The following is a 20023-nucleotide window of genomic DNA, read 5'->3' on the forward strand; positions in this document are numbered from 1 at the left end:
CCTAGTAGATCAGCTCGTCCTCGCCGCCGCCGTCGGCGATGAGGATTTCGCCCTTGGCCGCGAGGTCCTTGGCGAGATTGACCATGTTGGTCTGGGCGGCATCGACGTCCTTCAGCCTGACCGGCCCCATGGAGGCCATGTCCTCGCGCAGGATCTTCGCCGCGCGTTCGGACATGTTGGAGAAGAACAGGTCGCGCAGCGTGTCGGAGGCGCCCTTGAGCGCGAGGCCGAGCTCGTCCTTGTTGACGTTCCTGAGCAGCGTCTGGACGCCTTGCGGATCGAGCTTTCCGAGATCCTCGAACACGAACATGAGCGAACGAATCTTCTCGGCGCTGTCGCGGTTGCGCTCCTCGAGGGCGGCCAGGAAGCGGTTCTCGGTCTGCCGGTCGAAATTGTTGAAGATGTCGGCCATCATCTCGTGGCTGTCCTGCTTGGACGTGCGCGCGAGGTTGGACATGAATTCGGTCCGGAGGGTCTCCTCGATCTTGTCGAGGATCTCGCGCTGGACCGGCTCCATCCGGAGCATGCGCATGACCACCTCGAGCGCGAAGTCCTCGGGCAGCGCGGCGAGCACGCGCGCGCCGTGCTCGGGCCCCACCTTGGACAGCACCACCGCGACGGTCTGCGGATATTCGTTCTTGAGATAGTTGGCGAGGACGACCTCGTTCACGTTGCCGAGCTTGTCCCACATGGTCCGGCCGGCCGGGCCGCGCAGCTCCTCCATGATGGTTTCCACCCGGTCCTCGTCGAGGAAGGAGGAGAGGAGCTTCTGCGTGCGCTCGATCGAGCCCATGATCGAGCCGGTCGTCGACATCGACCCGACGAACTCCAGGATCAGCTTCTCGACCGCTCCCGCGCTGACCTGTCCCAGCGTGGCCATGGCCTGGGAGACGATGCGGATTTCCTCCTCGTCCATCTGCTCCCAGAGCGCGGCCTGCTCCTCGCCGAGGGCCATCAGGATGACGGCGGCCTTCTCCGCACCGTTCAGCTTGGAGGGATCGTCGATGGTGCGCTTCTTCAGTGCAGTGGTCATCTCTTAGTCACCATGCATCCAGTTGCGCAGGATCGACATGCTCTCGTCGGGATGGTCCTGCACGAGATTGGCGACCTTCTTGACCGAGGAGCGCTTCACCTGGCCCTCGATCTGGTCGATGTCGATCGTCTCCTCGCCCTCACCCTCGCGCACCGGCAGGGCGGCCTGGCCCTGACCCTCGGGCAGCGCGCCCTGGCGCGACTGGCGCGGCAGGGCGGTCATGTCGCCGCCCGCGCCGGCGAACGCCGGCTGGGGCCCGCCGACCACGCCGCGCACCAGCGGACGGGCCACGAGGAGCACGATCAGCAGGGCGGTCAGGAAGAGCACGACGAGTTCGGCGATGCGGAACATGTCCGAGCGGGCCAGCGAGAACCCTGCCGGGGCAGGCGAGCCGAGCGTGATGTCGGGGCGCGAGAAAGCCATCTGGCTGACCTCCACGACATCGCCGCGGCTTTCGTCGAAACCGACCGCGGCGCGCACCAGCCGCGCGATCGCCTCGATCTGCTCGGGCGAGCGCGGCTCGTAGCTCACGGTGCCGTCCGCGGCGCGGATTTCGGCATGGTCGACGACGACGGAGACCGCCAGGCGCTCGATGCCGCCCGCTTCGATGACGCGGGTGGTCGTGGTATTGGAGATCTCGAAATTGCGGATTTCGGTCTCGATCGAGCGGTTCCGGCTCGATTGCGGGCCCTGTCCGGCTCCGTCCTGCGCATCGGGCAGGTTCTCGGAGGCCGAGACCAGGCCGCTACGCGCTCCGTCGCGCTCGTCCTCGATCTCCTCGCTGGTCTCGGTGGAACGCAGCACCTGGCCGTCGGGATCGAATTGCTGGCTCGACTGGGTGAGGCTTTCCCGGTTGAGTTCCGCGGTGACCACGACGCGCGCCGCACCGCTGCCGACGACGCCTTCCACGACATCGCTCACCTTTCGGCGCAGGTCCTCCTCCACGCCGGAACGCCGGACCTCCAGCGCGGCCGCGGAGGCATTCTCGCCATCGCTCGGGCTCGCCAGCAGGCGACCGCGATCGTCAGCGACGGTGATGCGGTTGGTGGCCAGGCCCGGCACGGCCGTGGCGATCAGGTTGCGGATCGTCTCCACCTGAGCCGGGCCGATCTCGCCGCGCACGGTCAGCACCACCGAGGCGGAGGGCTGCTCGGTCTCCTGGCTGAACAGGCGCCGCTCGGGCAGGACGAGATGGACCCGGCTCGCCGAGACGGCGTTGATGGCATTGATCGAGCGGGCGAGTTCGCCCTCCAGCGCGCGCTTGGCGTTGACGTTCTGCACGAAGCTCGTCGTGCCGAGCGCATCGGTCTCGTCGAAGATCTCGTAGCCCACCGACCCGAAGCCGAGCGCGCCGCCCGAAGCCACGCGCAGGCGCGCCTCGTCGACCTGGTCCTGAGCGACATAGACGGCGCTGCCGCCTTCGCGCAGCTCGTAGGCGATGCCGGCCCCTTCCAGGCGCTCGGTCACGCTCGCCGCATCGGCCGGCTGCAGCCCGGAGAACAAGAGGGCCTGGCCGTCGCCGTTCATCGACATGGTGAAATAGATGAGCGCGCCCGCCACGCCGGCAGTCAGGCCGAAAATGGCGATCAGGCGCCCGATTCCGAATTTGGAAATCTGCTCGAGAAACGCGTTCACGGTCGAAAACCCCTGCCGGTGCGGCCCTCCCCTCCAGGGACGGCTTGCTAGGCAAGTTTTTCCCACCGCCCGCGTAAACGGGGGTTTAACGATGAGCCCGAACGCAGAAGGCGGACTGCAGCAATTGCAGTCCGCCTCGGAGCGCCGGTCCGGACCGGGCCCGTTCTAGTGCCGGTATTCCTGGATCCGCGTGGTGCGCAGACCGGCCAGGCCATGGCGTTCGATCGCGCGCTGCCAGCCGAGGAATTCCTCGACCGTGAGCCGGTAGCGCTCGCACGCTTCGTCGAGCGAGATCAGCCCGCCGCGCACCGCGGCGACCACTTCCGCCTTGCGCCGGATGACCCAGCGCTTCGTCGACGGGGAGGGAAGATCGGCGACGGTCAGCGGGCTGCCGTCCGGTCCGATCACGTAGTTTTCCTTTTTCACTCGCCGTTCCATCCACCCAATCCCTTCGCATCCGGTGCGTTCATTGCGCACCCGTTTGATGGGCGGAGACTACGCGAGGGATTTTAACTTAGGCCTAAACGCCGTGGTAAATTTAGTGCTTCCAACGGCTTAATGAAAAATTCACCCCGGCGCCATCCGGCGCCGGGGTCAAGTCAGGAGCCGTCATGAAGCCGAAATTACCGCTTCATCTGGATGGCTTCGGCCAGCATCTCGTCGGCGGTGGTGATGATGCGGGAGGACGCCGAGTAGGCGCGCTGGGTGATGATCAGGTTGGAGAATTCCGTGGCGATGTCGACATTCGAGTTCTCGAGCGTCTTCGAGCTGATCTTGCCCGAGGAGCCGATCCCCGGCGGATTCAGCGTGAAGGCGCCGGACTCGTCGGTGATCTGATAGGAACCGCCGCCGACCGAGGCGAGGCCGTTCGGGTTGACCACCGTCGCGATCGGGATCTGGTAGACTTGGCGCACCACGCCGTTGGTGAAGCGGGCCGAGACGAACCCGTCCGGGCTGACCTCCACGCCGGCGAAGTCGCCGAACACCGCGCCGTTGACCACGGTGGAGTTCAGCACCGAGGGGCTGTCGTACTGGGTGATGCCGCCCGGATTGCCGGCCGAGCCGAGATCGAGGCTGACGGCCTGCGAGCCGATGCCGGTCGCCGCGGCCCACTGGAACTCGTTCGCGCCCAGCGCACCGGTATAGTCCGAGCCGAGGAAGGACAGCGAGTTCGGCAGGGTCGTGTTGGCGCTGTCGATCTGGCCGTTCGTGTTGAAGGCGAGCACGCCGGTGGCGATCTGGCCGTTGTTGAGGCCTGCCCCGGTCGTGACGTCGGAGGCCGGTTCGATGTGCAGCTCGGCATGCCACTGGTTGGCGGTCGAGCTCTTCAGGAGCGACAGCGTCACCGAGCGAACGCCGCCCTGGCTGTCGTAGATCTGGATCGTCCGCTGGAAGTCCGGCGTGACCGCCCCCGAGGCCATGTTGTTGAGCGGGTCGGTCGGGTCGTAGGCCGCCTCGGCCGGCGAGACGTCCTCGCTCGCCTGCAGGTTCGCGTTGATCCGGATCGCGCTCGTGGCTTCCGCCGCGCCGCCGATATTGGACAGGTTGATCGCCTCGAGCAGATCCACGTTGGACGGGTTCTGCACCACCGACCCGTCCGCCGCGACCGGCCAGCCATAGAGATACTGGCCCGCATCGTTGCGGAGATAGCCGCTGTCGTCGGTCTCGAACCCGCCCGAGCGGGTGAACAGGACCGGGTCGGCGCCCGTCACGTTGGTCGGGTTGGGGCGAACCAGGAAGAAGCCGTTGCCGTCGATGGCGAGATCGGTCTCGGAGGCGGCAGGGTTGAGCAGGCCCTCGCTGGACACGTCGAGACGTGTGCGGGCCTGGACGCCGGCCGAGGCGTAGCGGCTCTCGCCACCGCCCTGGATCTTGTAGTTCGGGGTGAACACGGTATCGACTCGCTTGTAGCCGATCGTGTTGACGTTCGCGATGTTGTCCGAGATGGACGCCAGCGCGCTGGAGTTCGCCAGCAGGCCGGACGCGCCGGCTGCCAGTGCGGAGTTGATACTCATCTTCGTCAGGCTCCCTTTTTGTCGTTGAAAGAGAGCATTCTGCTTTCGGCTTAGAGCCGCTCCGCGCTTCTCGCGGACCCGGCTGCGGTTCCGGCAGCGCCGGTTCCCGCAAATCTCTAGGCGGCGGCGGCGGCCGCGTTACGCAGCGCGATCACGCGGTCGGCCGGCACGCGCAAGCCGCCCATCTCCACGACCACCTGTTCGCCGGACATGTCGACACCGGTGACCTGCCCGGTCACCCGCACGGGCACGAACATGCCGTTGTCATCGCGGTCCTTGGCGACGACCTGCAGCGTGTAGACGCCGTCGGGCTGGAGATTGCCGGCATCGTCGCGCCCGTCCCAGGTGAAGTCGTGCGGACCGGCGCCGGTCTCCCCGTCCAGCGTACGCACGACCCGGCCCTGCTCGTTGGTTATGACGATCTGGCTGCGGTCGGCCTCGCGCGGCAGGCCGTAGGTCCAGCTCGCCTGGCCGCCGGACAGGGCGGCCTCGTCGGTGGAGACCGTCGCCTGCTTGCCGATATAATCGACCGCCGACATGCGCGCGGTTGCAGACTGGAGCTCCAGGAGGCTCTGGAGCGACTGGTTCGAGCCGATCAGCTGCTCCACGGAGGAGAAGTCCACGAGCTGGCTGACGAATTGCTGGGAATCCATCGGATTGAGCGGGTCCTGGTTCTGCAGCTGCTCGGTGAGCAGTGTCAGGAAGGTGTCGAAATTGTCCGCGAGCTGGCCGGCCGCGAGTTCGGTTCCCGACGCCGAGTTGTTCGGCAGGGCGAGCCCGATCGGATTGATCTCGGTCATCTACGCTCTCCTAGACGCTGACATCGAGGCGCCCGCGCGCGCCGATGGCGAATCCGTAAATCTCGTGCGGGACCAGGCGCGCAGAGGCGGCGAGGTCCTGCTGGGCACCGTCCAGCTTCAGTTCGAAGGCGCGGGCATAGGCCGGTTCACCGCCTGCGCCGTCATGCGACTGGCCCTGATCGGCGAGTTCGAAGCTCAGCCCCGACTCGCCGAGATCGAGCCCGGCCTCGGCAAGGCTCTTCTCCAGGTCGCGCGCGCTGCGCTGCAGCTCGGCAAGCGCCTCGGGCTTCTCGGCCATCAGGACCGCATTGACCCGGTTGTCACGGCCCATCTCGAGGCGCACCTCGACGCGGCCGAGCTCGGGCGGATCGATGCGGATGTCGAACACCCGCCCGCCCTCGGAAAAGCGCTGCGCGATGCGCGCGGCGAGCGTCTGGACCTGGGCCGGCAGCATGCGCGGCTGGGCGGCCTGGCCCTGGGCCTGACGGGCCATCTCCGCACCGCGCTCGGCCCGCTCGATACGCAGACCCTCCAGTGCGCCATCCGCGGTCTCGTTGGAGGTCTCCGCCATGCCCTCCGGCAGGAGGGGGGCGGGCTCGCCGGGCTGGAGGGCAGGCCCCTGCAGCGGCGCAGACGGGGTCGCGGCGCGTGGCGCGGCGGCGGCAGCCGCCTTCGGCGCCGCGTCCGGAAGGGGGCGGGCCGCTTCAGCGCCCTCACCCTGCTTCGCCTCGCGCACGGCTTCGATGCGCGCGCGGACGCGCTCGCCCGGAGATGCCTCGGAGACGGGCTGCCGCGACGCGGCCATCTGGAGGGAAGCCGCCGGGGCGCTGTCGGCTGCAGCCGGGGCGGCAGGCTGCGCCGAGGGCTTCGCCGCGCCCGGCGCGGGCCTGGCCGCCTGCTGACCCCCTTCGGCCGCGGCGCTGGAAGTCTCACCGCGCCGGGCGCCAGGCTGACCGGCTTCCGAAGGCTGCGCGGGCGTGTGCCTGGGGTGCGCCGGTTGCGGCGCGCCCTGGGCATCGGGACGCGATTCGGCGCCGACACTCGCCGCCATCGACTTCCCGGGGGCCGCGGATGACGGCTTTCCGGCTGCCGGCGCTGCGGCCTGGTTCTCAACGCCCTGCGCAGTGGCCGGCGCCGGAGCGGCAGCTTGCGGCGCCTGGCCTGCGGCCTCTGCGGAAGGCGCGGCCTGGGACTGGCCCGCGGACGGACTCGAAAGGCCGGGCGCAGCCGGCAGGGGCGCGTCCCCCCCGCCCGCTTGGCCAGCGGGAAGGGCCGCCGGCCCGGACGTGGCGGCGGCAGCCGCCCCGACCGATCCCGCGCCGGGCTCTGCCGGTTGCGATTGCGAAAGCGTGGATGGATCCGGACCGGCAGAGGCCGGCTGAGGCGGCATCGCGGCTGCAGCCGGCTGACCAGCCGGTGCGGACGGAAGCCCGGCATGTTGTCCGGCTTCGCCCGATGACAGTGCCCATGCGCCGTGGCCCCAGGCGGCGGGCGCTTCGCCGCCGCTCTCCACGGCTGGCGCAGGAGCCGGCGGCACACCTTCCTCCACGAGCTCACCCTGCTCGACGGGCGGCGGAGCGACCCCGGCCGGGCCGCGCGCCTGCGGCGCAGCCATACCCCCGACGGGGGCGCCTTTGCCCTCTGCGCCGCCCGGCGCGGATGCGGCGGGAACCGGCTGCGCGGCCTCGCCGGCGAGCAGCCCGGCGAAGGCGTCGCCGGCGCTCGGCGCGTCCTTGGCGGCGCGCTGGGCGTCCATGGCCGGCTGGGCGCCGGCAAAGGCCAGAAATGTCGTCAGGAGGCTCATGAAGCGCTCGTCGATTCCCATCCATCACGCACCGCTTTTTGCGGCGTCTGATCGTTCGGGCTGGCGCTTCTGCAGGCCCGGGTGAGGAAGGGTATTCAAGGCGCGTGCCACAATCGGCGAACCGGAAACCTACTTTATTTCTGATGGTTAGCCTGTGCGACCCTCAAGGCCGATCGCGCCGCCCGGCAATTTCTCTCCGGCGAAATTTCCCCCTCGCCGCGCTGCCGCCCGAGGTCGCGAGACTGGCCCGGCACTTGCGCATCCGTATCCATCGCGGCCATCGCGCCGCGAGGGGCACGAGCCACCGATTGAGCCGAAAAACCGTGTTATGGAAATGACTTACGATCCGATCTCCGGCGCCGCGCCTGTCGCGGCCGCTCCGCGCGGCCCGGCAGGACTTGCCGTGCGCCCGGCAGGATCGGCCCGGTCGACGAGGGAGAATCGCGCATGAGTCTCAACGGGATCATCGGCAATGCCCTGTCCGGACTGCAAGCCGCCCAGCTCGGCATGCGGACCGCCTCCAACAACGTCTCCAACGTCAACACGCCCGGCTATGCGCGCACCGAGCTCGGCCAGGCGGCCCGCAACGCGGCCGGCCAGGGCATGGGCGTGGAGGTCACCGGCATAAGGCGCGTCGTCGACGAGTTCCTGGTCGCCGCTTCCCAGCGCGCGAGCTCGGATGCGAGCCGGGCCGAGGCGGTGAACGGCTTCCTCGACCGGCTGCAGGCCCAGTTCGGCTCCACGGACGATTCGACCTCGCTGTTCGGGCGGCTGAACCGCGCGTTCACCTCGATCGGCTCGGCCGCGCTCGATCCGGCCGAGCGCGTTTCGCGCCTGTCGGCGGTCTCCGACCTGCAGGCCGTGTTCGACGAGGCCCGCCGCCTGTCGGGCGAGATCCGCTCCATGCGCGACGAGGCCGATCAGCGCATCGCCGCCGGCGTCGGCCGCGTCAACGAGATCCTCGCCGAACTCGCCGAGCTCAACAACGAGGTGCGCAGCCTCAATGCCGGCGCCTCGGACAGCACGGGCGCGCAGAACCGCCAGGCCGAGCTGCTCGACGAATTGTCCGGCCTGCTCGACGTGCGCGCGGAAAAGCAGCCCGACGGGCGCGTCTTCGTCAGGACGCAGAACGGGGTGAGCCTGCTCGACAACGCGCTGATCACGCTGGACTACACCCCGGCCGGGACCGGCGCCTACGGGGTGGAATACGGGGCGATCACGGCCAGCGTGTCCTCCTCCGGCGCCACGGTCGATATCGGGGTCAACATCCGCTCCGGCGAGCTGCGCGGTCTGATGGACCTGCGCGACGGCGAACTGCCGGCCTTGGCCGCCGAACTCGCGGAATTCGCCTCCGGCGTCGCCGACGCGGTGAACGCCGCACACAACAATGCGTCCGCCTATCCCCCGCCGGGCGTGCTCGAGGGACGCAATACCGGGCTTCTTTCCAGCGACGTGCTGACCGGCTCGGGCGAGGCGAGCATCGCGGTGGTGGCGAGCGACGGCACGCTGGTCGATCGCATCGATCTCGTCTTCGGCGCCGGCGGGTTCACCGTGAACGGCGTTGCCGGCACCACGATCGGCGATCTCGCGAGCCTCATCGACGCGGCCTCGCCGGACATCTCGGCGAGCTTCGCGGGCGGGCGGCTGACGCTCACCGCAAGCGGCACGAACGGCATTGCGACCCTGCAGGACGAGACCAGCCCGTCCTCGCTCGGCGGGCGCGGTTTCGCCCACTTCTTCGGGCTCAACGATCTCGTCGACAGCACCCGGCCGGCCTTCTTCGAGACCGCCGTGACCGGGACCGCCGCGCACGGCCTCGCGGCGGGCGGAGAGATGAGCTTCGCGATCTACGCCCCGGACGGGCGCAAGGCGCAGGAGATCACCGTTCCGGTCACGGGCACGAGCCTCGACGACATGATCTCGGCGCTCAACGATCCGGTCACCGGAATCGGCCGGTTCGGCAGCTATGCGCTGGATTCCAGCGGCAGGCTGAACTTCACCCCGACATCGGGCTACGCGAACTACGAGGTCGCCCTGACCAGCGACAACACCCAGCGCGGCTCGACCGGGCTCGCCTTCTCGCAGGTCTTCGGCATCGGCGACGCCGCGGCGATGAACCGGGCCGAAAGCTTCAACATCGACCCCGACATCCGCGGCGACACCTCCCGTCTGGCGCTCGCCAAGCTCGACCTCACCGGGACGAGCGCGGCGGGCGATATCGTCCTGGCCGAGGGCGACGGGCGCGGCGGCCAGGCTCTGCAGTCGGTGCTGACGGCGAAGCGCAGCTTTGCCGCGGCCGGCGGCCTTGCCGGCGGCCAGGCGAGCCTGGAGGACTACGCTGCGCGCCTGGCCGGCGATGTCGGCTCGCGCGCGGCACGGGCCGAGCGCTCCCTGTCGGGCGCGGAGGCGGTGAAGTCCGCTGCCGACCAGAAGCGAAGCGATGTCGAGGGCGTCAATCTCGACGAGGAACTCGCCCGGATGACGCTCTACCAGCAGGCCTACAACGCCTCGGCGCGCCTCCTGCAGGCTGCCAAGGAAATGACCGATGCCCTCCTGAGCATCGTCTGACGGAGACTGACCCATGCGCATTTCCACCCAGGCCGCCGCCCAGTCCGCGCTGATGGACCTGATGCGCGCCCAGCGCGACAGCTTCGACGCGCGCGAACAGCTCGCCACGGGCAAGAAGGCCCCCGACCTGAAGGGCTACGGCCACCAGGCCGAGACCATATTGTCCGCGCGCGGCGCGCTGGAGCGCAGCGAGAGCTTCACCACCGCCGCCAAGCGCCTTCAGAGCCGGCTCGACGTGCAGGATCTCGCCCTGCGCGAGATGTCGGACGCGGTCGCCGAGCTGCGCACCTCTCTGACCACCAATGACGGCACCTATCTGATGACCGAGGTGCGCGAGTCCTTCGAGCGCATCGTCACCGCGCTGAACACGAGGTTCAACGGCTCCTACGTGTTCTCCGGCACGCGCACCGACGCGGCCGCCTTCACCGGGCAGACGCTCGCCGACCTCCAGGCCGCGCCCTCGATCGCCAGCCTGTTCGGCAACTCCGATCGCAAGCAGACGGCGATGATCGAGGAGGAGGTCACGGTCGAGGTCGCACCGCTCGCCGAGGACTTCGCCGCCGACGTGATGGCGATCTTCGAGCGCATCGCCGATTTCGACGCCGGGCCCGACGGTCCGTTCGACGGCGCGGTCACCCCGGCCCAGCAGGCCTTCCTGCAGACCGAGATCGCCAACGCGATCGCGGCGTTCGACGAGATCAACGACACGATGGCGAAGAACGGCGCGATGCAGGAACGCCTGGAGAAGTCGATCGAGGCCCAGACCGAGCGCACCGACTATCTCACCCTGTTCCTCGCCGATCTCGAGGACGCCGACATGGCCGAAGCAGCGACCCGCTTCCAGCAGGCCCAGACCGCCGTCGACGTGTCCGCGCGAACCTTCGCGACGCTGAGCCAGGTCAGCCTCCTGCCGTTTCTGCGATAGGCCGGCCGATCCCGCGATGACGCTTGCGCGGGACGGGCGTGAGCCCTAAACCGCCGCCATGAAGGCTGGCTTTCATACCCTCACCGCCGCGGACGGCTTCGCGCTGCCGGTCTATCTCGCCGAGCCGGACGGCGCGGCGCGCGGCCATGTCCTGGTCATCCAGGAGATCTTCGGCCCCACCGCCAACATGAAGCGGATCGCCGACAGTCTCGCCGAAGCCGGCTACCGGGCCGCCCTGCCCGATCTCTTCGCGCGCACCGGCCGCACCGAGCCGGTCGCCTACGGCGACCCGGAAACCGGCCTCGCCCTCGTCGGCCTGCTCGATCCGGCGGGCACCGACGCCGATCTCGACGCGGCCCTCGATCTGCTCGGCGATCCGGAACGCACCGGCGTGCTCGGCTTCTGCTGGGGCGGCGGGCTCGCCTGGCGCACCGGCGCGCGCCGGCAGCTGCCGGCCACGGTATGCTACTACCCGACCCGGATGGGCCGGCATCTGCCGCTTGCGCCGGACGGGGAAGCGCTCGTCCACCTCGCCGAGGGCGACCGGCACACCCCGCCCGAGATCGTCGAGGCGATGCGCGCGGCAAAGCCGGACCTGACCGTGCTGAGCTGGAAGGGCGAGCACGGCTTCCACAATCCCGACCGTGACGGCTACGCCCCGGGACCCGCGAAGGCGGCCTGGGAGGCGACGCTGGAGGTGTTCGGCCGGGCGCTGGGGTAAGGGTGACGCAGCAGCCCTGGCTACCGGAGCGGCATGGGCGGCCCGGCCAAACCGGGCCATGGCAGGTCTAGGGATCGCTCCAGCGCACGCGGCAACCTGCGCAGGAGCGCAGAGAGGACCGCCTAGGCCGCCTTCACCTTCTCCAGCGCTTCGGGGCGGCAATAGAGGCCGCGCTGGCCGGGGACGGGCTTGAGGGCTTCGGTGAGGCCCACCACCGTCTCGGCGGCGCCGAGGATGAGATAGCCGTGCGGCTGGAGCTGGGCGGCGAGGCGCTCGAGGATCTTCGCCTTGGCTTCGGTATCGAAATAGATCAGCACGTTGCGGCAGAAGATCACGTCCTGCTTGCCGTACTTGCCGAAATCGTCGAGCAGGTTGCCCGTCTCGAACCGCACCATCTGGCGCAGCCTCGGGGCGATGCGCCAGCTGTCGCCGGCCTGTTCGAAATGCTTCACGAGGCGCTGGATGGCAAGGCCGCGCTGGACCTCGAACTGGCTGTAGAGGCCTGCCTTGGCCTTTTCCAGCACCGAACCGCACAGATCGGTGGCCAGGATGTCGGCACTCAGGCCCGGTGTCTCGTCAAGCAGCATGGCGAGCGAGTAGGGCTCCTGACCCGTCGAACACGCCGCGCACCAGATCTTCGCCTTGCGCCCGCCGAGCTGGGTCTTCAGGGCCGGGGCGATCGTTCCGGAGAAAATCTCGAACGGGGTGCGGTCGCGGAAGAAGAAGGTCTCGTGCGTGGCCAGGGCCTCGGCCGCCGCAGCGCACAGGCGCTGGTCCCCGCGCATCATCGCGTCGACGAGCGCGAGGACGGAAGGGTAGCCCTCCGCGCGCGCGAGCGGAGCGAGCCGGCTCTCCACGAGATAACCCTTCTCGGGACCCAGCACGAGGCCGGAGCGCTTCTTCACGTCCTCGGAAAGAAAGCGGAACTTGTTTTCCGGAAGCATCAGCCTTGTCCCCTCAGATATCGTGAAAGCATCGGTCCGATCTCGCCGAGCGGCAGGATCTGGTCGGCGAGGCCCGCCTCGGCGACCGCGCCCGGCATGCCCCAGACGACGCTGGTGGCCTGGTCCTGGGCGATGACGCGCCCTCCGGCGGCGCGCACCTTGCGCGCGCCTTCCCGCCCGTCATGGCCCATGCCGGTCAGCACGGCGGCGACGAGCCCGCGGCCCGCCGCCTCCGCGGCGCTCGCGAACAGCGGGTCGACCGCCGGGCGGCAGAAGTTCACCGGCGGAGTCTGGTCGAGACCGGCCGTGAAGGCGCCCGGCGCGCCGCGTACGGTGAGATGGAAATCGCCCGGCGCGACATACACGTGTCCGGGCTGGAGCACCTCGCCGTCGATCGCCTCGCGCGCCGGCATCCCGACCTTGGACAGGTGCTCGGCGAGGATGGCGGTGAACAGCTTGGGCATGTGCTGGACGATGACGACCGGCACCCGGCAGTCGCGCGGCAACACGCGCGCCACCTCCCGCAGCGCTTGCGGCCCGCCGGTCGAGGCGCCGATGACAAGCAGTTCGCACCGGCCCGGAACGAAGGCGGGACGGGGCGCGGGGGTGGCGGAAGCGGCCGGCACCGCGGCCGGTCGCGCCCGGCGTCCCGGCGTCAGCGCGACGAGCTTCTGGAGCAGCTCGGCGCGGTAGGCGTCGGCGCCGGCGACCCTGCCGGCCTCCGGCTTGGGCGCGTAGTCGGCCGCGCCGAGCGACAGCGCACGCATCGTCACCTCGCCGCCCTTGCGGGTGAGCGTGGAGGCCATGATGACCTTGGCCTTGGGAGCCGCCTTCAGGATCAGCGGCAGGGCGGTGAGCCCGTCCATGCGCGGCATTTCGACGTCGAGCACCACGAGATCGGGCTGCAGCTCGCCGGCGCGGCGCACGGCCTGTTCCCCGTCGGCGCAGGTCGCGGCGACCTCGAGACGCTCGTCGGCCTCGATCCAGCGCGCGACGAGGCCGCGAACGACGGCGCTGTCGTCGACGACGAGAACGCGAGGGCGGCCCGGGGCGGAGCCGGAAATCGGTGATGCGGGCGAAGCGCTCAAGGGGCCGTCCTTTTCTGCCTAGACGAGCCCGACCTCGGCGAACTTGCTCTCGATGATGTCACCGTCGAACGGCTTCATCACGTACTCGTCCGCCCCGGCGCGCAGAGCCTGGGTGATGTTGCTCATGTCGTTCTCGGTGGTGCAGAAGACGACAACCGGCTTCCTGCCGCCCGCCTCCGCGCGAAGCGCGATGAGGAAGTCGAGCCCGTTCATCACCGGCATGTTCCAGTCCAGGAGAATGGCATCGGGCATGGACTTCTTGCAGAAGTCGAGCGCCTCCTTGCCGTCGGCGGCCTCCTCGCAGACGAAGCCGATGCCCTCCACGATCCGGCGCGCCACCTTGCGGATGACACGGCTGTCATCGACGACGAGACAGGTCTTCTTCATCCTTCAGCCCTCCCCTCAGGCCGCGATCGCACCGTTGCCGGCGGCGATCAGCTTCTTCATGTCCAGCGCGGCGAGAAGCTCGCCGTCGAGGCGGTGCACCCCGGTCAGGACGGCGCGCCAGCGCGCGTCGAGATGGGCCGGCACCGTTTCGAGCGTGCTCGCCTCGAGGCGCATGACCTCGCCGACCTCGTCGACGAGGATGCCGAAGAGTTCGGTGCCATGCTCCATGCCGAGCGCCATGCAGGCCGCGCCCTTCTCGCGCGGCGGCAGGCCGAGCCGGCGCCTCGCGTCGATCGCCGTGACGATCCGGCCGCGCAGATTGAGCAGGCCCGCGATCTCCTCCGGCGCGCGCGGCACCGGGGTGACGCCCTGCGGAGAGAAGACCTCGCGGATTTCGGTGACCGGCACGCCGAACAGCTGCTCGCCAATGCGGACGGTGACGTATTCGTAGGACGCCTGAGCGCTCATCGGTTCTCTCCCTTACGCAGCCACATCGGCACGGCCGGCGGTCCGGTCCAGCGCGGCGATCAGCCCGCCCCGGTCGCCGCGCCGCGTCATCGCGACGAGCCCCTCGAAGCCCGCACCGAAACCGAGCTCGTCGCTGACGCCGAGGCGCGGCACGTCGGCCCAGTAGCCTTCCTCGGCGAGCGTCTTCAGCGCGGCAGGGTCGCCGACCAGCGCGGCATAGTCCGCGCCCATCTGGGCGGCCTCGCGCGCCTCCCTGAGGCAGCTCGCCACGGTGACGTCATAGCCGGCCGCGGCCAGCAGCGGCGCCATCATGCGCCGGGCGAAGGCATCGGCCTCCACGAGCAGGATCGCGCGGCGCTCCGATACCGGCTTGCGCTGCGGGGTACCCGCCCAGGCCTGCTCCATGTGCCAGGCGATGTCGAGCACCTCGGTCGCCTCGCCCTTGAGGATGGCGGAGCCGATGATGCCGGGACGTTCGGATCCCATCTGGAGATCGAGGTTCTCCTCGATGACATCGAGGATCTCGTCGACCGCCACGCCCGCCGACTTGCCCTCCTCGGCGAAGACGAGCACCGGCTGGCGCCCCTCGCTCTTGAAGGCCTGCTCGCCGCCGACATGCACGATCGGCAGGAGCCGGCCGCGATACTGCACGACATGGCGCCCGTCGGCGCGCTCGATGTCTTCCGCCTTGAACTCCTCCAGGCGGGTGATCAGGCTCACCGGAACGGCCTTCGACTCCCTGCCGACGGCGCGTACCAGAAGCAGGCGCTGGTGGGAGGGATCGGAGCTCTTGTCGGATGCGACCGCTTCAACCACGCCCTCGTCCTCGGAATGGGCGATCTCTTGGGCGACCCCGTTGGGATCGAGGATCATGATCACCGAGCCGTCCCCGAGCAGGGTGGCGCCGGAATAGATGGACAGCCCGCGCAGCGGCCCGGAGAGCGGCTTGACCACGATCTCCTCGGTGTCGAGCACGTCCTTGACGATGAGGCCGATCTTGCGGCCCGCCGCCTCCATGATGATGACATAGCCCGCCGCAGTGCTCTCGCTCTCGATCCGGCCGGTGGTGCCGAGCACGTCCTGCAGGCCGACGACCGGAAGGAGACGTTCGCGCAGGCGGATCATGCGCGCCCCGTTCATCGTCTCCACCTTGTGGTCGGAGCCTTGGCCGACGCGCACCAGTTCGCGCACGGCGAGCTGGGGCACCGCGAAGCGCGCGTCCCCGGTGGTCACGATCAGCGCGGAGACGATCGCGAGGGTCAGCGGAATCTTGATCGAGAAGGTCGTGCCCTTGCCGACCTCGGAGACGAGGTCGATCGTGCCGCCGATCTGCTCGATATTGGTGCGCACCACGTCCATGCCGACACCGCGGCCGGAGAGGTTCGTTACCTGCGCGGCGGTGGAGAAGCCGGCCGCGAAGATGAAGCGCTGGATCTGCTGCTCGCTCATGGTGGCGAGTTCGGACTCGCTGGCGAGACCCTTTTCCAGAACCTTGGCCCTGATCTTCTCCGGATCCAGGCCGGCGCCGTCATCGGCAATCTTGATGATGATCGCACCGCCCTCGTGATAGGCGGACAGCCTGATCGTGCCGGTCTCGCGCTTGCCCTTCGCCTTGCGGTCGGCGGGCTTCTCGATGCCGTGATCGGCCGAGTTTCGCACCATGTGGGTGAGCGGATCCTTGATCAGCTCGAGCACCTGGCGGTCCAGCTCGGTGTCCTCGCCTTCCATGACGAGGTCGATCTTCTTGCCGAGATCCTGGGTAACGTCGCGCACGATGCGCGGAAGCTTCCGCCAGGCATCGCCGACGGGCTGCATGCGCGTCTTCATGACGTCGTCCTGCAGCTCGGCGGTGACGCTGGTCAGGCGCTGCAGCGGCGTCTTGAGCGCGGAATTCTCGTTCTCGCGGACGATCTGGTTGAGCTGGTTCCTGGCGAGCACCAGCTCCGACACCGTCGTCATCAGGCTTTCCAGCACGTCGACGCTGACCCGGATCGTGGAGGCCGGACGCGGTGCGCCCTTCTCGGCCTTCGCCGGGGCCGGGGTGGACGGCCTGCTGCCACCGCCATTGGCGGCCGGTTGCGCCGGGCGGGCCGGCGCGGCGGCGACGGGCTCGTCCTCGTCGGCGTCGTCGACGTCTTCGGGCTCTTCATGGGCATCGAGTTCGGGCCCGGGGGCGGACTGGAAGGCGGCCTCCAGCTCGGCGAGCGAGACCTCGCCCGGGCGCAGCGGCCTGCCGAGCGCCTCGTCATATCCGACGATCTCGTCCTCGTCGCTCTGCGGGGTATCTTCGGCCTCGGGTCCGGGCGCGGCCTGGAAGGCGGCCTCGAGGTCTTCCAGCGAGACCTCGCCGGGCTTCGGCTCGGGTTCGGGCTCCGGCTCCGGCTCGGGCGCGGGCGCGGGCGCGCTGACTGTCTCGCCGCAGGACATCGCCTCGAGTTGGGAGATCAGATCGCTGTCGTCGCCTTCGCCCTCGCTGCCCGCCGTCTCCAGGTTGCCCAGGATGTCCTTGATGCGGTCGAGCGACTGCAGGACGAGCGTCACCGCGGCGCTGTCGGCCACGAGATCGCCATCGCGGAACTTGCCGAGCAAGGTCTCGCCGGCATGGGCGATCGCTTCCAGACGCTCCAGGCCCAGGAAGCCGCACGTGCCCTTGATGGTGTGAACGAGGCGGAAGATGTTGTCGAGCGTGGCCCGGTCGGTCGGGTCGGCTTCGAACTTCACCAGTTCGTTGTCGATGACCTCGAGGCTCTCAGCCGTTTCGCCGAGAAATTCGCCGATCAGTTCGTCCATGAGGCTTCAGTCCCCGATTGGTAGATGCAACCCGTCGGGACCAAAGCTGTCATGTCACGGTTAATGGAAGGTTGGACGCGCTGAATAGAACATTACGCGGATTTCAGGCCGCCTCGCGCGCCATCGGGGCGATGAGGGCGGTGAACACGGCCCGGTCCTCGCCGACCTCGACGCCCGCACGCCCGCCGTGCTCGCGCGCGATCAGCCCGGCATAGTAGGGCTGAACCGAACGGCCGTCGAAACCGCTCTCCGGCGCGCGGCCGGACATGGCGGTGACATAGGCGTCCTCCAGGCGCACCTTTGGCCCGGCGGAGACGATCTTCAGCCGCGCGCCGCCGTCGGAGGCGGCCGCCTCGATCGTCACCGTCCCGCCCCGCGGCAGGGAGTCCACCGCGAGCCAGACGAGATTCATCAGCACGCGCGCGGCCGGCTTTTCCAGCCCTGCCGCATCGCTCTTCCAGACGAGCTCTGCGCGCGCGTCCTGGAACATGGCGTCGGCGAGGCGCCGGATCTCGGCCATGTCGATGACGGCGGGCTTCGAGCCGCCCGCGCCGAAGGCGAGACGGCAGTATTCCAGCTTCGCCCGGGCCTGGCGCGCGCCGGTGCGCACCAGTTCGATCGCGTCCTCGCGCATGTCCTCTGCACGATCGTCGTCGAGCACGGACAAGGCCGCGCCGAGCGCACTGATCGGCGAGACGAGATCGTGGCACAGGCGCGCCGCGACGAGCGCGGCGAGGTCGGAGGCGGAGGGTGTGTCGGTCTGGCTCATGGGGAAAGGGTTATCTGATTCTTTGTCGCCGTATGGTTAACGCGACGAACGCCGGCGCGCATCAGACATCGCTGTCGATATCGTCATAGCCTCGCCGGCTGGAGAAGAAGACCAGGGCCATCAGTCCGCCGCCGAGCGCGAGGCTGAGGATCACACCCAGCGCCAGCGCGAGCCAGCCATGGCCGCTCATCGTCGTTTCCACCTGCGTGAAGGACTGTACGGCGAACCAGACGGAGGCGGCGAGAAACGCCGTCAGCACGGCGATGAGAAGCGCGATCTTCATTGAATGTCCGTGGCCTTTGGCAGCGGGCGGCGGCACGCCTCCTCTGGGGTTTCAACGTTCACAGCTCCTTAACGCGCATGCGGCTGGTATGGAAAGCCGCAGCGGCCCTGGTGCATCGGAAGCTGCAAGATGTGTCTCGTTCTGATATAGGCACGAGGCGGTGCCGTAATCAGGGGGAGATCACGGCCCGGTTCTTGCCTGTTTCAGGATTGAGCAGCAACGCCGGGTTCCGGCGCAGCCATTTCGAGGGATGCCAAGTTCGCCATGTCCGGTTTCGACGTCCGCCTCGCAGACGCCTACCGCTCCCGCGCGCTGACCTTCTTCTCCACCGTCGGTGTGGGGCTCGCCCTGGTCTTCGTGCTCGTGTTCAATCGCGGCGATACCGGCACGGATGCCGAGGCCGCCGCGCCGAGTACCGGGCCGCAGGCCGAGAGCGTGCTCGCCGAAGGAGGCGAACCCGAGTTCCTGCTGCGCACCGGCCGCGACCTCATCCGCGCCGAGCACGCCGTGTTCACGACGCTCGCGGCGCCGAGCGTTGAGTCCGACCGGGTGCGCGTGCGGTCCGGCCAGACCTTCGCGAGCGTGCTGGACGATGCCGGCGCCGGCCGCGTCGAGGCTGCGCGTGCGATCGCCGCGCTCGAGAGCTATTTCCCCGCCCGCCAGCTGCGCGCCGGCCAGGAGCTGAACGTCTATTTCGAGACCGTCGCCGACGAGACCGGCGAGGAGGTCCGCCAGTTCGCCGGCCTGTCCTTCCGTCCCGACGTGGAGCGTACGCTGACCGTCGCGCGCACCGCCGACGGCCAGTTCCGCGCCCGCGAGGCGACGGTGGAGTTCGAGCGCCAGATGGTGCGCGCGCAAGGCGCGATCACGACGAGCCTCTACGAGGCCGCGCTCGATCTCGGCGCGACCGACAAGATCATCTACGACCTCGCCAACGTGCTCGGCTTCGCGGTCGATTTCCGCACCGTCCAGGAAGGCGACACGTTCGACATCGTCTTCGAACGCTTCGTCAATGCCAGGGGCGAGACCGCGCGCACCGGGGAGATCGTCTACATCGCCTTCGACGGGCGCGGCGATCCGCTGGAGTATTTCCGCTACACCACGCCGGACGGCGAGGTCGGCTACTACACCGGCGAGGGCGAGAGCGCGCAGCGCCTGCTGATGAAGACCCCGATCAACGGCGCGCGCCTGTCCTCCCATTTCGGACGGCGCTTCCACCCGATCCTGCAGACCAGCCGCCCGCACAACGGCACCGACTTCGCCGCGCCGACAGGCACGCCGATCATGGCGGCCGGCAACGGCATCGTGGAACGCGCCGACCGCTACGGCTCGTTCGGCAACTATATCCGCATCCGTCACGCCAACGGCTACAAGACGGCCTATGCGCACCTGAACGGCTTCGCGCGCGGCATCCGCGCCGGCACGCGCGTCACCCAGGGCCAGACGATCGGCTATGTGGGCACGACGGGGCGTTCGACCGGCCCGCATCTGCATTACGAGGTCCACCTCAACGGCCGCCCGGTCAACCCGATGAGCCTGGAGCTGCCCACCGGCCGCCGCCTCACCGAAGCCGAGCTGCCTCTCTTCATCGCCGAGCGCGACCGCATCGCGGCGGTGCGCGACGGCGCCCCGGCGGCGAGCGATCCGATCGAACGCGAGCCGGTCCTGGTGGCACAGAACCGGGCCGGCTCGGGCGGGGCAGGCCGCGGCGAAACGCCGTCGGACTGAGAGCCCTCCGCCACTTACCCCTGACCGGTTGCAGGGAAGACGCGCTCGCCGGCGCGCGCTAGGCT

18 protein-coding genes are annotated in these 20023 nt (G+C 69.2%); 5 read left to right on the top strand and 13 right to left on the bottom strand.

The window, feature by feature from the left end:
- Position 1: 1 nt before the first annotated feature.
- The 6 genes from fliG to JW792_RS09650 form a co-directional block, all read right to left on the bottom strand.
- Positions 2 to 1033 carry a flagellar motor switch protein FliG gene (gene fliG / locus JW792_RS09625; protein ID WP_135997035.1) on the bottom strand — a complete coding sequence of 344 codons (1032 nt, stop codon included), beginning with the start codon at positions 1031 to 1033 and terminating at the stop codon, positions 2 to 4.
- 3 nt (positions 1034 to 1036) lie between these two features.
- Positions 1037 to 2668, bottom strand: a complete 1632-nt coding sequence (gene fliF, locus JW792_RS09630; protein ID WP_135997037.1) for a flagellar basal-body MS-ring/collar protein FliF — start codon at positions 2666 to 2668, stop codon at positions 1037 to 1039.
- Between the two features lie 165 nt (positions 2669 to 2833).
- Positions 2834 to 3106 (bottom strand): CtrA inhibitor SciP, encoded by a 273-nt coding sequence (sciP, locus tag JW792_RS09635; protein ID WP_135997039.1) that lies wholly within the window; start codon positions 3104 to 3106, stop codon positions 2834 to 2836.
- Positions 3107 to 3291: 185 nt separating this feature from the next.
- Complete coding sequence (locus tag JW792_RS09640; RefSeq protein ID WP_135997041.1) at positions 3292 to 4683, bottom strand: flagellar hook-basal body complex protein; 1392 nt, start codon at positions 4681 to 4683, stop codon at positions 3292 to 3294.
- Positions 4684 to 4799: 116 nt separating this feature from the next.
- Positions 4800 to 5483 (bottom strand): flagellar hook assembly protein FlgD, encoded by a 684-nt coding sequence (locus tag JW792_RS09645; protein ID WP_135997043.1) that lies wholly within the window; start codon positions 5481 to 5483, stop codon positions 4800 to 4802.
- A 10-nt stretch (positions 5484 to 5493) separates the two neighbouring features.
- The gene (locus tag JW792_RS09650) at positions 5494 to 6288 is read right to left on the bottom strand and encodes a flagellar hook-length control protein FliK (RefSeq protein WP_158291638.1); all 795 of its coding nucleotides are present in this window, start codon (positions 6286 to 6288) and stop codon (positions 5494 to 5496) included.
- A 669-nt stretch (positions 6289 to 6957) separates the two neighbouring features.
- Between JW792_RS09650 and JW792_RS09655 the strand changes: the two genes are divergently transcribed.
- The 4 genes from JW792_RS09655 to JW792_RS09670 all read left to right on the top strand — a co-directional run bounded on the left by JW792_RS09655 (position 6958) and on the right by JW792_RS09670 (position 11501).
- A complete protein-coding gene (locus JW792_RS09655) occupies positions 6958 to 7338 on the top strand; it encodes a hypothetical protein (RefSeq protein WP_158291639.1) in 381 nt (126 codons plus the stop codon).
- 396 nt (positions 7339 to 7734) lie between these two features.
- Complete coding sequence (gene flgK, locus JW792_RS09660; RefSeq protein ID WP_135997047.1) at positions 7735 to 9855, top strand: flagellar hook-associated protein FlgK; 2121 nt, start codon at positions 7735 to 7737, stop codon at positions 9853 to 9855.
- 13 nt (positions 9856 to 9868) lie between these two features.
- Complete coding sequence (locus tag JW792_RS09665; protein WP_135997049.1) at positions 9869 to 10780, top strand: flagellin; 912 nt, start codon at positions 9869 to 9871, stop codon at positions 10778 to 10780.
- 58 nt (positions 10781 to 10838) lie between these two features.
- Positions 10839 to 11501, top strand: a complete 663-nt coding sequence (locus tag JW792_RS09670) for a dienelactone hydrolase family protein (RefSeq protein WP_135997051.1) — start codon at positions 10839 to 10841, stop codon at positions 11499 to 11501.
- A 122-nt stretch (positions 11502 to 11623) separates the two neighbouring features.
- Here JW792_RS09670 and JW792_RS09675 read toward each other — a convergent pair whose 3' ends face one another.
- From JW792_RS09675 to JW792_RS09705, 7 genes are all read right to left on the bottom strand, one after another.
- A complete protein-coding gene (locus JW792_RS09675; protein ID WP_135997053.1) occupies positions 11624 to 12445 on the bottom strand; it encodes a CheR family methyltransferase in 822 nt (273 codons plus the stop codon).
- Entirely contained in the window at positions 12445 to 13533 is a 1089-nt protein-coding gene (locus JW792_RS09680; RefSeq protein ID WP_135997055.1) for a protein-glutamate methylesterase/protein-glutamine glutaminase, read from the bottom strand. The genes JW792_RS09675 and JW792_RS09680 overlap by 1 nt, the downstream gene beginning before the upstream one ends.
- Positions 13534 to 13551: 18 nt before the next feature.
- Entirely contained in the window at positions 13552 to 13920 is a 369-nt protein-coding gene (locus JW792_RS09685; protein WP_135997057.1) for a response regulator, read from the bottom strand.
- Between the two features lie 15 nt (positions 13921 to 13935).
- On the bottom strand, positions 13936 to 14388 hold the full coding sequence (locus JW792_RS09690) for a chemotaxis protein CheW (protein ID WP_135997059.1): 453 nt from the start codon (positions 14386 to 14388) through the stop codon (positions 13936 to 13938).
- Between the two features lie 12 nt (positions 14389 to 14400).
- Positions 14401 to 17178 carry a chemotaxis protein CheA gene (locus JW792_RS09695; RefSeq protein ID WP_135997061.1) on the bottom strand — a complete coding sequence of 926 codons (2778 nt, stop codon included), beginning with the start codon at positions 17176 to 17178 and terminating at the stop codon, positions 14401 to 14403.
- A 103-nt stretch (positions 17179 to 17281) separates the two neighbouring features.
- Complete coding sequence (chpT, locus tag JW792_RS09700; RefSeq protein ID WP_135997063.1) at positions 17282 to 17947, bottom strand: histidine phosphotransferase ChpT; 666 nt, start codon at positions 17945 to 17947, stop codon at positions 17282 to 17284.
- A 61-nt stretch (positions 17948 to 18008) separates the two neighbouring features.
- Positions 18009 to 18230 carry a hypothetical protein gene (locus JW792_RS09705; RefSeq protein WP_135997065.1) on the bottom strand — a complete coding sequence of 74 codons (222 nt, stop codon included), beginning with the start codon at positions 18228 to 18230 and terminating at the stop codon, positions 18009 to 18011.
- 264 nt (positions 18231 to 18494) lie between these two features.
- Here JW792_RS09705 and JW792_RS09710 point away from each other — a divergent pair, with 264 nt between their 5' ends.
- Positions 18495 to 19958, top strand: a complete 1464-nt coding sequence (locus tag JW792_RS09710) for a M23 family metallopeptidase (RefSeq protein WP_135997067.1) — start codon at positions 18495 to 18497, stop codon at positions 19956 to 19958.
- Positions 19959 to 20023: the final 65 nt, after the last annotated feature.

It is taken from the genome of Marinicauda algicola (genome assembly GCF_017161425.1).
GTDB lineage: Bacteria > Pseudomonadota > Alphaproteobacteria > Caulobacterales > Maricaulaceae > Marinicauda > Marinicauda algicola.

What these genes read in the sequence shown, in the direction of transcription:
- JW792_RS09640 (WP_135997041.1), bottom strand. Translation starts at nt 4,683, where the DNA reads ATGAGTATCAACTCCGCACTGGCAGCCGGCGCGTCCGGCCTGCTGGCG.
- chpT (WP_135997063.1), bottom strand. Translation starts at nt 17,947, where the DNA reads ATGAGCCAGACCGACACACCCTCCGCCTCCGACCTCGCCGCGCTCGTC.
- JW792_RS09685 (WP_135997057.1), bottom strand. Translation starts at nt 13,920, where the DNA reads ATGAAGAAGACCTGTCTCGTCGTCGATGACAGCCGTGTCATCCGCAAG.
- sciP (WP_135997039.1), bottom strand. Translation starts at nt 3,106, where the DNA reads ATGGAACGGCGAGTGAAAAAGGAAAACTACGTGATCGGACCGGACGGC.
- JW792_RS09650 (WP_158291638.1), bottom strand. Translation starts at nt 6,288, where the DNA reads ATGGCCGCGTCGCGGCAGCCCGTCTCCGAGGCATCTCCGGGCGAGCGC.
- JW792_RS09645 (WP_135997043.1), bottom strand. Translation starts at nt 5,483, where the DNA reads ATGACCGAGATCAATCCGATCGGGCTCGCCCTGCCGAACAACTCGGCG.
- flgK (WP_135997047.1), top strand. Translation starts at nt 7,735, where the DNA reads ATGAGTCTCAACGGGATCATCGGCAATGCCCTGTCCGGACTGCAAGCC.
- JW792_RS09665 (WP_135997049.1), top strand. Translation starts at nt 9,869, where the DNA reads ATGCGCATTTCCACCCAGGCCGCCGCCCAGTCCGCGCTGATGGACCTG.
- JW792_RS09675 (WP_135997053.1), bottom strand. Translation starts at nt 12,445, where the DNA reads ATGCTTCCGGAAAACAAGTTCCGCTTTCTTTCCGAGGACGTGAAGAAG.
- JW792_RS09695 (WP_135997061.1), bottom strand. Translation starts at nt 17,178, where the DNA reads ATGGACGAACTGATCGGCGAATTTCTCGGCGAAACGGCTGAGAGCCTC.
- JW792_RS09710 (WP_135997067.1), top strand. Translation starts at nt 18,495, where the DNA reads ATGTCCGGTTTCGACGTCCGCCTCGCAGACGCCTACCGCTCCCGCGCG.
- JW792_RS09705 (WP_135997065.1), bottom strand. Translation starts at nt 18,230, where the DNA reads ATGAAGATCGCGCTTCTCATCGCCGTGCTGACGGCGTTTCTCGCCGCC.
- JW792_RS09690 (WP_135997059.1), bottom strand. Translation starts at nt 14,388, where the DNA reads ATGAGCGCTCAGGCGTCCTACGAATACGTCACCGTCCGCATTGGCGAG.
- fliG (WP_135997035.1), bottom strand. Translation starts at nt 1,033, where the DNA reads ATGACCACTGCACTGAAGAAGCGCACCATCGACGATCCCTCCAAGCTG.
- JW792_RS09670 (WP_135997051.1), top strand. Translation starts at nt 10,839, where the DNA reads ATGAAGGCTGGCTTTCATACCCTCACCGCCGCGGACGGCTTCGCGCTG.